General features: G+C 68.4%; 11 protein-coding genes. 7 read left to right on the top strand and 4 right to left on the bottom strand.

Features of this window, described 5'->3' with window-relative positions; all coding sequences use genetic code 11:
- Window positions 1-22: 22 nt before the first annotated feature.
- Both OG474_RS27675 and OG474_RS27670 read left to right on the top strand, forming a co-directional pair.
- On the top strand, window positions 23-766 hold the full coding sequence (locus OG474_RS27675) for a FadR/GntR family transcriptional regulator (RefSeq protein ID WP_405056505.1): 744 nt from the start codon (window positions 23-25) through the stop codon (window positions 764-766).
- Window position 767: 1 nt separating this feature from the next.
- Window positions 768-1,454, top strand: coding sequence for a cache domain-containing protein (locus OG474_RS27670; protein ID WP_405056504.1), 687 nt, complete (start codon window positions 768-770; stop codon window positions 1,452-1,454).
- Here the strand turns inward: OG474_RS27670 and OG474_RS27665 are convergent.
- Complete coding sequence (locus tag OG474_RS27665) at window positions 1,447-2,670, bottom strand: D-arabinono-1,4-lactone oxidase (RefSeq protein WP_405056503.1); 1,224 nt, start codon at window positions 2,668-2,670, stop codon at window positions 1,447-1,449. The genes OG474_RS27670 and OG474_RS27665 overlap by 8 nt on opposite strands.
- 67 nt (window positions 2,671-2,737) lie before the next feature.
- Here OG474_RS27665 and OG474_RS27660 point away from each other — a divergent pair, with 67 nt between their 5' ends.
- Window positions 2,738-3,733 (top strand): hypothetical protein, encoded by a 996-nt coding sequence (locus tag OG474_RS27660; RefSeq protein WP_405056502.1) that lies wholly within the window; start codon window positions 2,738-2,740, stop codon window positions 3,731-3,733.
- Between the two features lie 37 nt (window positions 3,734-3,770).
- On the top strand, window positions 3,771-4,769 hold the full coding sequence (locus OG474_RS27655) for a YdcF family protein (protein ID WP_405056501.1): 999 nt from the start codon (window positions 3,771-3,773) through the stop codon (window positions 4,767-4,769).
- Between the two features lie 657 nt (window positions 4,770-5,426).
- Here the strand turns inward: OG474_RS27655 and OG474_RS27650 are convergent.
- Together OG474_RS27650 and OG474_RS27645 are read right to left on the bottom strand one after the other, a co-directional pair.
- Window positions 5,427-6,191 carry a sulfite exporter TauE/SafE family protein gene (locus OG474_RS27650; RefSeq protein ID WP_405056500.1) on the bottom strand — a complete coding sequence of 255 codons (765 nt, stop codon included), beginning with the start codon at window positions 6,189-6,191 and terminating at the stop codon, window positions 5,427-5,429.
- Window positions 6,188-6,889 (bottom strand): FadR/GntR family transcriptional regulator, encoded by a 702-nt coding sequence (locus OG474_RS27645; protein ID WP_405056499.1) that lies wholly within the window; start codon window positions 6,887-6,889, stop codon window positions 6,188-6,190. The genes OG474_RS27650 and OG474_RS27645 overlap by 4 nt, the downstream gene beginning before the upstream one ends.
- Window positions 6,890-6,965: 76 nt before the next feature.
- Between OG474_RS27645 and OG474_RS27640 the strand changes: the two genes are divergently transcribed.
- Both OG474_RS27640 and OG474_RS27635 read left to right on the top strand, forming a co-directional pair.
- Window positions 6,966-8,213, top strand: coding sequence for an SLC13 family permease (locus OG474_RS27640; RefSeq protein ID WP_405056498.1), 1,248 nt, complete (start codon window positions 6,966-6,968; stop codon window positions 8,211-8,213).
- Window positions 8,210-9,595: a carboxyl transferase domain-containing protein gene (locus OG474_RS27635; protein WP_405056497.1), complete on the top strand. Its 1,386-nt coding sequence runs from the start codon at window positions 8,210-8,212 to the stop codon at window positions 9,593-9,595. The genes OG474_RS27640 and OG474_RS27635 overlap by 4 nt, the downstream gene beginning before the upstream one ends.
- Here OG474_RS27635 and OG474_RS27630 read toward each other — a convergent pair.
- On the bottom strand, window positions 9,576-10,253 hold the full coding sequence (locus OG474_RS27630) for an alpha/beta fold hydrolase (RefSeq protein WP_405056496.1): 678 nt from the start codon (window positions 10,251-10,253) through the stop codon (window positions 9,576-9,578). The two genes, OG474_RS27635 and OG474_RS27630, sit on opposite strands and share 20 nt — an antisense overlap.
- Window positions 10,254-10,367: 114 nt before the next feature.
- On the opposite strand from OG474_RS27630, the gene OG474_RS27625 reads away from it, so the two are divergent.
- Window positions 10,368-13,340, top strand: coding sequence for a BTAD domain-containing putative transcriptional regulator (locus OG474_RS27625; RefSeq protein WP_405056495.1), 2,973 nt, complete (start codon window positions 10,368-10,370; stop codon window positions 13,338-13,340).
- The last annotated feature ends 93 nt before the right edge of the window (window positions 13,341-13,433 follow it).

Here is a 13,433-nt window from a genome sequence, read left to right as displayed (position 1 = left end):
GTGTCTTTGAGAGGTGGCCCAGGTGGCGGTGCGGTTCTACGGCAGTGGCGCAGCGGCGGTCTTCGCACCGTTGGAGTCATTGAGCCGTTCGGAACTGGTGGCCCGCCGGCTTACCGACGCGATCGCGCTCGGCCTGATCCCGGACTCCGAGCAACTGCCCGGCGAGTCCGACCTGGCCGGGATCTTCGGCGTCTCCACCACCACGATCCGTGAGGCGCTCTCCGCACTGCGCCTGCGCGGGCTGATCGACACCCGGCGCGGTCGCGGCGGCGGCAGCTTCGTGCGGGCGCAGGAGGACATGTCGTCCACCCTCGTCCGGGCCCGGCTGGCCGAGCTGAGCCTGGCCCAGTTGCGCGACCTCGGCGACCACTACGGCGCCATCGCCGGTACGGCGGCCCGCCTCGCCGCCGAGCGTGCGACACCGGACGACGTACGGCGACTGGTGATGGTCTGCGACGCACTGGAGAACGCGGAAGGTTCGGGCGCTCGGCGGCGGGCCGACGCCCAGTTCCACATCGAGGTCGCGGCGACCGCGCAGTCCACCCGCCTCTACCGGGCCGAGGTCAGCCTGCAGGCGGAGGTCGGCACGCTGCTGTGGCTGGCCTTCGGCGATGACGACAGCCATCAGCGTACCGTCGCAAGTTGCCGGGACGTGGTCGCCGCCATCGACCGGACCGACGGTGATGCCGCGCGCGCCGCGGCGGAAGAACGGGTCGCCGACTCGACGGCCCGGCTGATCGACCTCAGACTGGCCTTGGAGGACTGAGATGAGCACTCACGTTGCGCAGGACACCGCGGCCATCGTCTCGCTCGTCGGCGCGCTGGCCGACCAGGCGTTCGGGCTGGCCGACCGGATCGCCGCTTCGGCCGCTGACGCGTTCGCCCGGCAGCCGACCGTCCGGCGCGGCGACCTCAAGGGAATCGCCTCGCTGGTGAAGCCCGCCATCGACGCGCCTGGCAGCCCGATCGCGGGCGCCGGCTTCGTGGTCGCGGTCGACGCGCTCGCCGACTCACGCTGGTGGCTCGAGTGGTTCATGCGCAACAACGGCGCGGCCGAGCGGCTGCTGGTCGACACCGACCCGCGTGGTGACAACTTCTACGACTACGAGTCCTTGCCCTGGTACGACGTACCGCGGACGACCGGTCAGCGGCACATCACCGGCCCGTACGTCGACTACCTGTGCACCGAGGACTACACGCTGACCTTCACCGTGCCGGTCCTTGCCGGCGGCACCTTCGTCGGGGTGGCCGGCGCGGACGTCCGCGTCTTCACGTTCGAGAAGGCCGTCCTCCCCTGCCTGCGGGCGATCCACCGGACCGTTGCCGTCGTCAACGACCAGGGCCGCGTCGTCCTCAGCAACAGCGCTCGCCACGTCAGCGGAACCTTGCTCAAAGCATCAGGTCCCGTACAACCGATCGAGGGTCTACCTCTGAGCCTGGTGGAGCTCAGCTAGGCAGGTAGGTGTCCAGGTAGGCGTTGCGGAACTTGCCGGTCGGGTCGTAGCGGGCGGCGAGCGCGATGAAATCGGGGACCTTCGGGTAGCGCTCGGCGAGGGTCGCCGCGTCGGCGGCGAAGACCTTGCCCCAGTGGGGACGGGCGTGCAGCGGAGCCAGCGCGTCTTCGAGGGCTTCGACGACTGGTCGGACAGCGGCCTCGTCCTGGATCCAGGTGAAGTGCAGCGCGACTGTGTCCCGGCCCTGACTCGGACTGAGCCAGAGGTTGTCCGCGGCAATCGTTCTGACCTCGGACACCTGGATGACCGGCGCGAGTTGTTTGCCCAGGGCCCGCAGTATCTCGACCGCTTCGGGACCGCGGTCGCGCGGGACGAAGTACTCGGACTGCAGTTCGTCGCCGTTGCTCGGTGTGAACTCCAGCCGGAAGTGCGGCAGACGCTCATGCCACGGTCCCGGTACGCCGCCCTGCTGGGTCGCGTAGTCGGCCGGCATCGCCTTGATCGGGTGTCGCGGGCCGTCGGCAACCTTCGCACCGAGCCATTCCGAAGGGAACTCCGGTGACTTCTGCTTGCGCCACACCATCACGTCGGGATCGACCCAGTCGGTGAACGCGCTGACGCTGTAGGCGCTGCTCATCACCTTGTCGAAGTCCGACTGCAGCCGGCGCACCGGCAGGCCGTCGTACACGACCTGGCTGATCTCGTACGTCCGCTGGACGTTGAGCGTGAAGCTCACCGTCACCCCGAGCGCGCCGAGCGCGACGACCGACCCGTTGAAGTCGGGATCGTCACGGGTCAGCGTGACCAGCTCACCGGACGAATCGATGAAGGTGATCGCGTAGACGGCGTCGGCGAGCGGCGCGTTGGTGTCACCGGATCCGTGCGTCCCGGTCGCGCAGGCGCCGGCCACCGAGATGTGCGGAAGCGAGCCGAGGTTGTGCAGGGCGAGGCCCTTGGCGTGCAGGGCCGCGGTGATCTCGCCGTACCGCAGACCGGCCGAGATGGTCACGCCGGAGGTGCCGATCTTCAGCACCTTCGGCAGGTCCGCGACGGTCACCAGCGTGCCGGTCGTGTCGGCGATCCGGTTGAACGAATGCCCGGTCCCGAGCACCCGGACCTTCTCCGACTTCGCCACCAGCTCCTGCAGCTCGGCCACCGATCGTGGTCGTTCGAGCGCACTGGAGAATTCGACGTTCCCGGCCCAGTTCGCGACCACAGCAAACCCCTTCCGTCGTACCAGGACAAGTTGACTCTTTCACACCATCGACCGTTAGGGTCGCAGGATGCGCTTCACAATGACCCGCCGAAAGGTCGCACTCACTCTCGGACTGGCCGCACTGCTCGCTGCCGGCACCGCCACTGCCGTCGCCCTGACCGGCCCGCAGACCTCGCAGGCCGCGACCACCGTGACCGCCGCCGCGACCCGGGCGATCAGCTGCGACACCGCCGCCGGTGGCGCGCACTTCTACGACGGCCCGTCGGCCTCGAAGAAGTACGACAGCCGCTTCAGCAACAGCGCCGCGCTGCCCAAGCTCGGCTCCTACGTCCCGCAGGGCATCGGCACCTGGTGGAACTGGTCCGGCTCGAAGAACCTGCTCCTCGTGTCGATGTACCACACCGGCAAACAGTCGCTGATCGTCGGCATCGACCCGGCCACCAACAAGGTCGTCGGCGACGTCGCGATCGCCGAGACGCACAGCGGCGGCATCACGACCTCGAAGGGCTGGGCGTTCGTCCAGGGCAGCACCAACGGCATTCGCAAGTACAAGCTGTCCACGCTCGCGGCCGCGATGAAGAAGGCCGGGACGCCGTACGTGAAGGCTGTCGGCTCGGAGCGGAAGGTGTACGCCGCGTCGTTCCTGACCAGCTACGGGGACTCGTTGTTCGCCGGGAAGTTCAACGACAAGGGCCGCGGCAAGATGTACGAGTACAAGATCAAGAGCGACGGCACGCTCACCACGATCGACAAGGCCTGGGAGATCCCGACCAAGACCCAGGGCCTGCTCGTCACCAAGTCGCACTTCATCTACAGCACCTCGCTCGGGCGCAAGAACCTGAGCAACCTGTACGTCGTCCGCCGTGGCCAGCCGGATCTCGACAAGGCCAAGCTGTCGTGCTTCCGGGCGCCGAGCATGTCCGAGGGCATCACCGAGTTCGGCGGCAAGGCGTACCTGGTGTTCGAGTCCGGCTCGTACCCGTACCGCTCGGACCCGACCACCAAGAACGTGATCACGCGCCTCCACAAGGCATCGATTTCGTCACTGACCAGCCTGGCGTGAGGTGACCGGGCGCCATCCGATGGTTGGATGGCGCCCGATGACCATCTCCTTCGCGATCGCCGGGTTCTGGTTCCTGATCTTCGGAATCAGCTTCCTGTACGACCGGCGGCTGTTCCGCAACAGCATCTTCCTCGTGCTGACCCTGATGTTCGCCGCGTTCGGCGCGATCTTCGCGCTCGGCGAGGTGAGCCGGTTCCTGGCCGAGACCCTGGTGCTCGGGATCCTGCTGCTGATCCCGCTGACGATCGCCGTGCTGGCCGTCTTCCTGGTGGTCAACGGCGTCACGATGCTGCGCCGCGAAGGGCGCCGCCCGGCCAACCTGCTGTCGCTCGCGGCCGGGATCGGGATCTTCGGGCTGGTGATCTTCGGGATCATCTCCCGGCTGATCGACTCGCGGCCGCTGTCGGCACTGCTGACCGCGATCGGCGGCGTGCTGACCTACGTCTCGTTCCTGTTCGTGTGTTTCCTGATCTACGCGTTCGTCTACAGCCGGGTCCGGTCGTCCCGCAAGATCGACTTCGTGATCGTCCTCGGTTCCGGACTCCGCGGTTCGCGCGTCCCGCCGCTGCTCGCGAGCAGGCTCGACCGCGGCAAGCTCGTCTACGACCGGGCGATCCGCAAGGGCCGCAGCCCGATGATGATCACGGCCGGCGGCCAGGGCCCGGGCGAGGACATCCCCGAGTCGCACGCGATGGCGACGTACCTGATCGAACGCGGTGTCCCCGAGGACCAGATCCTGCGCGAGGACAAGTCGACCACCACCACCGAGAACCTGCGCTTCAGCCGGGCCCTGATGGTCGCCCGCAACCCGAAGTACCGCTGCCTGATCGTCACCAACAACTTCCACGCCTTCCGCGCCGCCCTGACCGCACGCAAGGTGAAGGTCAACGGCCAGGTCGTCGGCTCCCCTACCGCCCGCTACTACTGGCCGACGGCAACCATCCGCGAGTTCGTCGCCATCCTCTTCAGCCACAAATGGATCAACGGCACCATCTGCGGCGTCCTCTTCGTCCTCCCGTTCGTCCAGTTCATCTAGCTGACGGCAATCACCGGATACGGCCCCACCTCGCACCCAAAGGTGGGCCGGCTGCTCTTTGTGCACGCTCCCCGACTTTGTGCACCCACCAACCACTTCCGCGGGCCCGGAATGGTCGGTGGACTCCCAAAGACGCGGCCAGCGCCCAAAGTTGCCCAAGACGCCCAAAGGTGGGCCGACTGCTCTTTGTGCACGAGGCTCGACTTTGGGCACGAGGCCCGACTTTGTGCACCCACCAACCACTTCCGCGGGCCCGGAATGGCCGGTGGACTCCCAAAGACGCAGCCAGCGCCCAAAGTTGCCCAAGACGCCCAAAGGTGGGCCAACTGCTCTTTGGGCACGAGGCCCGACTTTGTGCACGAGGCCCGACTTTGTGCACCCACCAACCACTTCCGCGGGCCTGGAATGGTTGGTGGACTCCCAAAGACGCGGCCAGCGCCCAAAGTTGCCCAAGACGCCCAAAGGTGGGCCGACTGCTCTTTGGGCACGAGGCTCGTCTTTGTGCACGAAGCTCGACTTTGGGCACGAGGCCCGACTTTGGGCACGAGGCGCGACTTTGGGTGTGCACCGACCACTTTTGCGGGCTCGGAGTGACTGGTGGGTGCCCAAAGCTGCGGGACGGTGGACGGTGGTGGGTGGTGGGGGTTCGGTTGGGGGTTAGGTCAGCATGAGGATGGCGGCGAGGATGCCGGCGAGGACGATGAGGGCGCGGAGGAGGCCGCCGGGGATGCGGCGGCCGATGTGGGAGCCAACGTAGCCGCCGACGAGAGAGCCGATCGCGAGCAGGGCCGCGGCGGTCCAGTTGATGTCGGCGATCACGACGAAAATCGCGCTGGCCACGACGTTGGCGGCGAGCAGGGACAGGGTTTTGAGGCCGTTGACCACGCGGAGTTCCAGGTCCAGGCCGAGGCCGAGGACCGCCATCATCATCACGCCGGCGCCGGCCCCGAAGTAGCCGCCGTACACGCCGGTCAGGGTGGTGAAGAAGTACGTTGCCGGGGACATCGACGTACGGAGGCCGTGGGGGTGGTCGCTGCGGGCGCGGAGCCAGCGGGAGATCCGCGGCTGGACGCCGACGATCAGACAGGTGAAGAGGATCAGCCAGGGCGCGGCCGCGGCGAAGACGCCCGGCGGCAATGCGAGCAGCAGGACGACGCCGCCGATCGCGCCGACTGCGCAGACGGCCACGACTGCGATCGTGATCGGCCGCGGGACCTCGCGGATCTCGCGGCGATAGCCGAAGGAGCCCGACAAGGCGCCGGGGAGCAGGCCGATCGTGTTCGAGACGTTCGCGACGACCGGCGGGATCCCGAGCGCGATCAGCACCGGGAAGCTCAGCAGCGACGCGACCCCGACCGTCGACGTGAGGATCCCGGCGCCAAGGCCCGCGGCGATCACCGCCAGATGCTCAGAACCTGTCACTGGCTGTCCCGGAGGAGGGCGACGTCGGACACGAGCATCACGTGGTCGTGCATGGCGGTTGCGGCGGCGACGGGATCGCCGGCCGCGATGGCGTCCGCGACCTTGCGGTGGCCTGCCAGGGATGCCTTCGGACGGCCGGGTTGGGACAGGGACTCGAGGCGGGTCTCGCGGATCAGGTCGTGGATCGTCGCCATCATCCGGGCCAGCAACGACGAGCGAGCCGCCGCGGTGACCGCGCCGTGGAACGCCTCGTCCGCCTCTACGCCGCGTCCGCCGGCGGCGATGTCGCGCTCCATCGCCACCAGTGCGGCGCGGATCGCGGCCAGGTCGGCATCGGTACGGCGGGTTGCGGCGAGCGCGGCCAGCTTCGACTCGAGCGCGTCGCGGGCGTCGATGATCTCCGGCAACCGATCGGTGTGCGCGCGGATCGCATCGATCACCGGACCGGTCCGGGCGCGCTCGGTCAGCACCGTCCCATCACCGTGCCGGACCACGACCGCGCCGATCACCTCCAGCGCCACCAGCGCCTGGCTCAACGTCGCCCGGCTCACCCCCAGCCGCTGCGCCAACTCACGCTCCGGCGGCAGCCGGTCCCCCGGCCGCAACCCGTTCTCACTGATCCACGTGCTGATCTGATCCGCCACCTGCTCGTACAGGCGGGAGCGCGGCACCGGACGGGGAGGTGGCGGCAAGTCCATGGAACCCACTGTATTGACAGATGGCTCATTGGACTATTGGCTAGGCCACTCAGCCAATACTACTGTGAGGTAGCTCATGGGACCTGAGTGGGTTGCGATCCTGGCGCTCATCGCGCTGTTCGTCGTGGGCACTGTGCTGCCGATCAATATGGGTGCCCTCGCGTACGTCGCCGCGTGGCTCGTCGGCATGTACTCGCTGCACCTGTCGGAGAAGGAGATCCTGGCCGGGATCAGTGGGGATCTCGTCCTCACGCTGATCGGCGTCACCTTCTTGTTCGCGATAGCGCGGAACAACGGCACCGTGGACCTGATAGTCGCGGGCGCCGTGCGAGCGGTCCGCGGCCGGGTCGCGCTGATCCCGTGGGTGATGTTCGCGGTGACCGCCATCCTGACCGCGATCGGGGCCGTCAGCCCGGCCGCGTGCGCGATCATCGGGCCGATCGCGCTCGGCTTCGCCGCGAAGTACAAGATCAACCCGCTGATGATGGGCATGCTCGTCGTCCACGGCGCGCAGGCCGGCGGCTTCTCGCCGATCAGCATCTACGGCACGATCACCAACTCGGTGATGGCCGACAACGGCCTCCCGAACAGTGAGCTGACGATCTTCTTCTCCAGCCTGGCGGTCAACCTGGCGCTGGCGGCGATCCTGTTCGTGGTCCTCGGCGGGCGCAAGCTCCTCGGCCGGCGGGCCGAACAGATCGAGCCCACGGACGGCGAGAAGAAGCGGGCGAGCCGCGACCAGATCCTGACGCTCGTGGCGTTCGTCGGGGTCGCGGTCGTCGCGCTCGCCTTCGACAAGAACATCGGCTTCGTCGCGATCACCGCCGCCGTCATCCTGGCGATCGTGTCCCCGGTCAAGAACAAGGACGCCGCCAAGCAGGTCGCCTGGCCGACCGTCCTCCTGGTCGCGGGTGTCAGCACGTACGCCGCGATCCTGACCGAAGCGGGATCGCCGCAGTTCGTCGGCAAGTGGGCCGCCGGGCTCGGCGCGGCCGTGCTCGGTGCGCTCGTGCTCTGCTACGTCGGTGGTGTGGTCTCCGCGTTCGCCTCGTCGGCCGCTCTGCTGCCGGTGATCATCCCGATCGCGTTGCCCCTGATCGCCCACGGGCATCTGAGCGCCGGCCTGTTCGTCGCCGCGCTCGCGGTCTCGTCGACCATCGTCGATGTCAGTCCGTTCTCCACGAACGGCGCTCTGATGCTCGCGAACCGGCCGGACACGATCGCGGAACCCGTGTACTACAAGCAGATCCTGACCTACAGCGTGATCGTCGTACTGGCCGGTCCGATGCTGGTCTGGGCCGCGCTCGTGGCTCCGGGATGGTGAGCGCTGCGCTTGGGCTGATCGATACGTTCCTGGATACCGACTCGTTCGAATCCTGGGACCAACCCGCGGTCCAGGTCGCCGATCCGGAGTACCAGGAGCAGTTACGCCGCGCGGCCGAACGAGCCGGTACGGACGAAGCCGTGCTGACCGGGCGTGGCAGCGTGCACGGACGGCCGGTCGTCGTACTGGTGAGCGAGTTCGCGTTCTTGGCCGGCTCGATCGGGCGCGTTGCGGCGGAACGCATCACGGCCGCGATCCGCCGGGCGACCGCGGAGCGACTCCCGATCGTGGCGTCGACCGCGTCCGGTGGGACGCGGGTCCAGGAAGGGGCACCGGCGTTCGTCGAGATGATCTCGATCTCGACGGCGTTGATGGCGCACAAGGCGGCCGGGCTGCCGTATCTCGTGCATCTGCGGCACCCGACGACCGGTGGCGTGTTCGCCTCGTGGGGTTCGCTCGGCCATGTGACCGTGGCCGAACCTGGTGCGCTGACTGGGTTTCTCGGGCCGAAGGTCTTCGAGGCTCTGAACGGCCGCCCGTTCCCTGAAGGCGTGCAGACCGCTGAGAATCTGGCTGCCCATGGGGTGATCGATGGAGTCGTGGCGACGGCCGAGTTGCCGGTGCTGCTCGACCGGGCACTCGCCGTACTGGTCGATCCCCCGGTCGCTCCGCAGCTCCCCCGCCGTACCGGGTCGATCGATCCTGGTGATGCCTGGACGTCGGTACTACGCACGCGCCGACCGGAACGCGCGGGCGTGCGCGACCTACTCAGGTACGGCGCCACCGGGACCGTGCGGTTGACCGAGCCGGACGCGAGTGTGCTGGTCGCGTTGACCCGGCTCGATGGTCAGCCGTGTGTCGTGGTCGGCCAGGATCGTTCGCAGTCCAAGCCGATGGGGCCTGCCGCGCTCCGGCAAGCTCGCCGCGGGATGAACCTCGCCGAGTCGCTCGGCCTGCCTCTGGTGACCGTGATCGACACCGCCGGCGCGGAGCTCTCCCCCGCTGCGGAGGAAGGCGGCTTGGCCGGTGAGATCGCGCAGTGCATCGCCACCTTGGCCACGCTGACCGTGCCGACCCTCGCGATCCTGCTTGGCCAAGGCACTGGTGGCGGCGCGCTCGCGCTGCTGCCGGCGAAGACCGTCATCGCCCCCGAACACGCCTGGCTCGCGCCGCTACCACCCGAGGGCGCCAGCCAGATCGTCCACCACGACCTCGATCACTCCGCGGCCATGGCCAGGCAGCAACGCATCACCGCGCTCGACCTGCACCTCAGCCGCACGATCCACCAGCTCATCCCCGAGAACGACTCCGACACTGCATCGGATCTGGCGATCGCGGTCGTCGCCGAGGCCGCCGTACAGCTCAGCCGATCGACTTCGTGATGATGGCGGCCAGCTCCTTCGGCCGCGACAGGAACGGCGAGTGCCCGGAGGCCAGTCGCTCGACGCGACCCGCGCGCTGCGCCATCGCCTCCTGCGCAAAGACCGGAATCGCGTTGTCCTGCTCACAAACGACGTACGTGCTGTCGATGTTGCGCCAGGCCGCCGCGCTCAGTGCTTCCGTCGCCACCGCATAGCTCTGCGTCTCCAGCTGCCGTACGGCGTCCGCGGGATCATCGATGTCGTTGAAGAACACGGTCTCCGGTGTCAGCGGCGTGAAGGTCTCGCCGTCGACCTGCCACCACGGCGGCGGCGTACCGCCGATGGCCGCCAGCAAGGACTCGCCCGCGTCCAGCAGGAACGCTGCCACGTAGACCAGCCCCTGCACCTCCGGCAGCCCCGCGGCGCCTTCCGTGGCCGGCTCACCGCCGTACGAGTGCGCGACCACAACCACCGGCCCGCCGATCGCGGTGATGGCCTCGCGCACGGCCTTCGCGTCATCGTGCAACCCGTACCTCGTCGCACCCTCCGGAGCCACGCTCGGCAGATCGACCGTCTCGACCCGCCAACCCTCGTCGGTCAGCAGCGCACGCAACGGCTCCCAACACCACGATCCATGCCAGGCGCCATGCACCAGCAACAAAGCAGGACGACCGGACATCACGCTCTCCATTCACCAGGTTGCCCCAGTGCACTCCCCCACCCACCCCACAGCAACCCTTCCCTTCCACTCAGCGAAATTGCCGCTGCTCCCACCGCAAGGCACACTGCTCCCGTGACCGGCCCGCTACGCATCGAGATCCTCGGCCCCCTCCGAGTCCTCCATCAGGGTGCCCCGATCACGGTGGGGCCGCATCGGCTGCAGGCGTTGCTAGCCGTTCTGGCCCTCCGCGCCAACCTGGTCTGTACGCCGGAAGACCTCCTCGATCTGGTCTGGCACGACAACCCGCCCGGCACGGGTCTCAAGGTTCTCCCGCCGTACATCTACCGCCTCCGCCGCGCCCTCCCTGAGGACGTCGTCCACCGCACGTCGAACGGCTACATCCTTCGTCTGCCGGCCGACGCGCTCGACATCACCGAGTTCGAAGCGATCGCCGAGCACGCGAGCCAACTGCGCGATCGGGGTGAGCTCGACGCGGCCGCATCGGCGTACAGCCAAGCTCTGGCTCTCTTTCGGGGTGAACCGCTGACGGGCCTCCCGGGCCAGTACCTCGCGACCCAACGCACCCGTCTCATCGAACGCCGGGACAAAGTGTTCGCCGACCGCCTCGACGTCGAACTGCATCGGGGGAACGGCGCCGACCTCATCGCCGAGCTGGTTCCCGCCGTCGCCGCCAGGCCCTTCGACGAACGGTTGGCCGGCCAGCTCATGCAGGCCCTCGCCGCCGACGGACGCCAGGCCGAGGCCCTCGACCTCTACACCGCCACCCGCCAGACCCTCATCGACCAACTCGGCGTCGAACCCGGCCACAATCTCCGCGAGATTCACCGATCCGTCCTCCGCAGCGAGTCGGCGGCCGGCACCCGCGACGAACTCCCCTACGCCGGCGCCGTCTTCGTCGGCCGTACCGCCGAGCTCGACCGGCTCACCAGTGCGCTCGGAAGCCGCAGTACGTCGGCGCCACCGGTCGTCGCCATCGACGGCATGGCCGGCGCCGGGAAGACGGCACTCGCCCTGCACGCCGCGCGACGTCTGGCGGATCAGTACCCCGACGGTCTCCTGTTCGCCGACCTGCACGGTCATACATCCGGGCGCCGCCCGCGCGACGTGAAGTCGGCGCTCGACCACCTGCTCGCCGGTGCCGGAGTCACGGCGACAGCTATCCCGCCCGGTCTCGAGGAGGCACAGGCCCTCTGGCGGACCACAGTGGCCGGCCGGCACCTGCTGATCGTGCTGGACAACGCCTGGGACAGCAGTGCCGTGACACCGTTGCTGCCCGGCTCGCCGACCTGCAGCGTGGTCATCACCAGCCGCGCTCAACTGACCGGACTGGACGTCCGCGAGCGGATGCATCTCGGTCTACTCACCCAGGTCGATGCGACTGCCCTGCTCACCCGGCTGGTCGGCAGCGAGCGCGCTTCCACTGATGTTGCCGCCAGCAATGGTCTGATCGAGCGCTGCGGCAACCTCCCGCTGGCACTCCGGATCGCCTGCGCCCGCCTGCGGTACCGACCGCTGTGGACCGTTGCCCATATCAATGACCGTCTGGACCAGGTCGGCCGCCGGCTGCCCGAGCTCAGCGCGGACGGCCTCGCCGTCTCGGCCGCGTTCGAGCTCTCCTACGAACAGCTGCCGCCGGACCAGCAGCGCTTCTTCCGCCTGCTCGGCCTGGTCCCGGGCGCCGACCTCGACCAGTACGGCGCCGCCGCGCTGACCGGGCTCGACCCGTCCGAGGCGTCGGATCTGGCCGAATCCCTGGTCGATGCCAACCTGCTGCTCCAGCACTCGCCCGGCCGTTACGAGTTTCACGACCTGCTCCGCGAATACGCCCAGCGCCTGGCTGTGGACGCCGACGCACCCTCGCTCCGCAACGCAGCCACGGACCGTCTCCTCGAGTACTACCTGCAGGCCAGCTTCCACTCCTTCGCCACGGAAGAAGGCCAGCGGTACTTCGACCCCGGTCTCCGCACAGCGCACGCCGTACCGCGGCACGCGACGCTCAAGGAGGCGAAAGCCTGGGGCGACGCGGAGGCTGACAACCTCGGTGCCGCAGTCGAGTATGCGGCAACGACCGACGACCACACCCGCACCTGGCAGCTCGCGCTGGCAGTCGTGGGTTACCTGGAACGCCGGGGCAAGATCCAGCAGCAGGATCGGATCCTGGCGATCGGGCTGGCCGCAGCGGAGACCCTTGGAGACAAAGAAGTCCAGGCCAGGGTTCTGCTGGCTACCGGCGCACTGAACCGGTCACGGCGCGGCGTCCAATTCGCTGCTGAGAAGCTCCGGCTCGCGCTCGAGACACTGCCCGCGGACGGCGACCTGCTCCTTCGCGGCCTCTTGCATTCCGCGCTCGGAGCGTCGCTGCGCCACCTCGATCCCCTCGGCGAAGCCTTGACGAACCTACAGGAGGCGACCCGGATCGGCCGGGAACTGAAGCACGAGCTACTCATCGCGCAGAGCCTCAGCAACACCGGAATGCTGTACACCAATGCCCCGGACCACGCAGCAGCCGTCGTGGCCTACGTGGAGGCCATCGAGATCCTCAACCGGATCCAGCGCGGCGGCATGATGTCCGAGGCACTCAGCGGGCTGACCAACAGCTACCTGGCGCTGGGCCGGATCCAGGACGCGGTCGTGACCGCGACCGCCGCTTACGACCTCTCCGTCGAGCTCGGCAACAAGATCAGCTTGCCGTGGGCGCTCGGCGCCCTGGGGAGCGCCCACCGGGCGAACGGCGATCTCGAACGCGCGGTCGCGATTCACCGGCAGGCCGTCGCAGCGGCCGCCGAGGTCAAGATGGTGCTGGCCACCTGGTCTATGCAGCAGTCTCTGGGCGAGAGTCTGCTGGCCATCGGCGACACCGACGGAGCGTTCGCCTGCTACCAGCCCGTCCTGACCGAGTCGATGGCCGCGAAGGACTACATCTACGTGGTGGAATCACTCGATCTCCTGGCGGACCATGCCCTGGCGGTTGCCGACCGGGAGGCCGCCGTCGGCTACCTCACCCAAGGTCTCGCGGTTGCTGACGAGCACACCCCGAGCCGAAGTCCAGGTCTCCGCGAGAGGCTTGCAGCGCTCACTGGGTGAGACGTCTTGCATGTTGATGCAGGTGCTTTGCCGGTGGACTCGTGGGCAGGCAGACTGCTGGGGTGACCGGGCAGCTACGCATTGAGATCCTCG

Source organism: Kribbella sp. NBC_01505, from assembly GCF_045040285.1.
GTDB lineage: Bacteria > Actinomycetota > Actinomycetes > Propionibacteriales > Kribbellaceae > Kribbella.
This window is presented reverse-complemented; position numbering and strand designations above follow the sequence as displayed.

Excerpts from the sequence above, each read along its gene's own strand:
- OG474_RS27670 (WP_405056504.1), top strand. The coding sequence starts at position 768 with ATGAGCACTCACGTTGCGCAGGACACCGCGGCCATCGTCTCGCTCGTC.
- OG474_RS27660 (WP_405056502.1), top strand. The coding sequence starts at position 2,738 with ATGCGCTTCACAATGACCCGCCGAAAGGTCGCACTCACTCTCGGACTG.
- OG474_RS27655 (WP_405056501.1), top strand. The coding sequence starts at position 3,771 with ATGACCATCTCCTTCGCGATCGCCGGGTTCTGGTTCCTGATCTTCGGA.
- OG474_RS27645 (WP_405056499.1), bottom strand. The coding sequence starts at position 6,889 with ATGGACTTGCCGCCACCTCCCCGTCCGGTGCCGCGCTCCCGCCTGTAC.
- OG474_RS27640 (WP_405056498.1), top strand. The coding sequence starts at position 6,966 with ATGGGACCTGAGTGGGTTGCGATCCTGGCGCTCATCGCGCTGTTCGTC.
- OG474_RS27630 (WP_405056496.1), bottom strand. The coding sequence starts at position 10,253 with ATGTCCGGTCGTCCTGCTTTGTTGCTGGTGCATGGCGCCTGGCATGGA.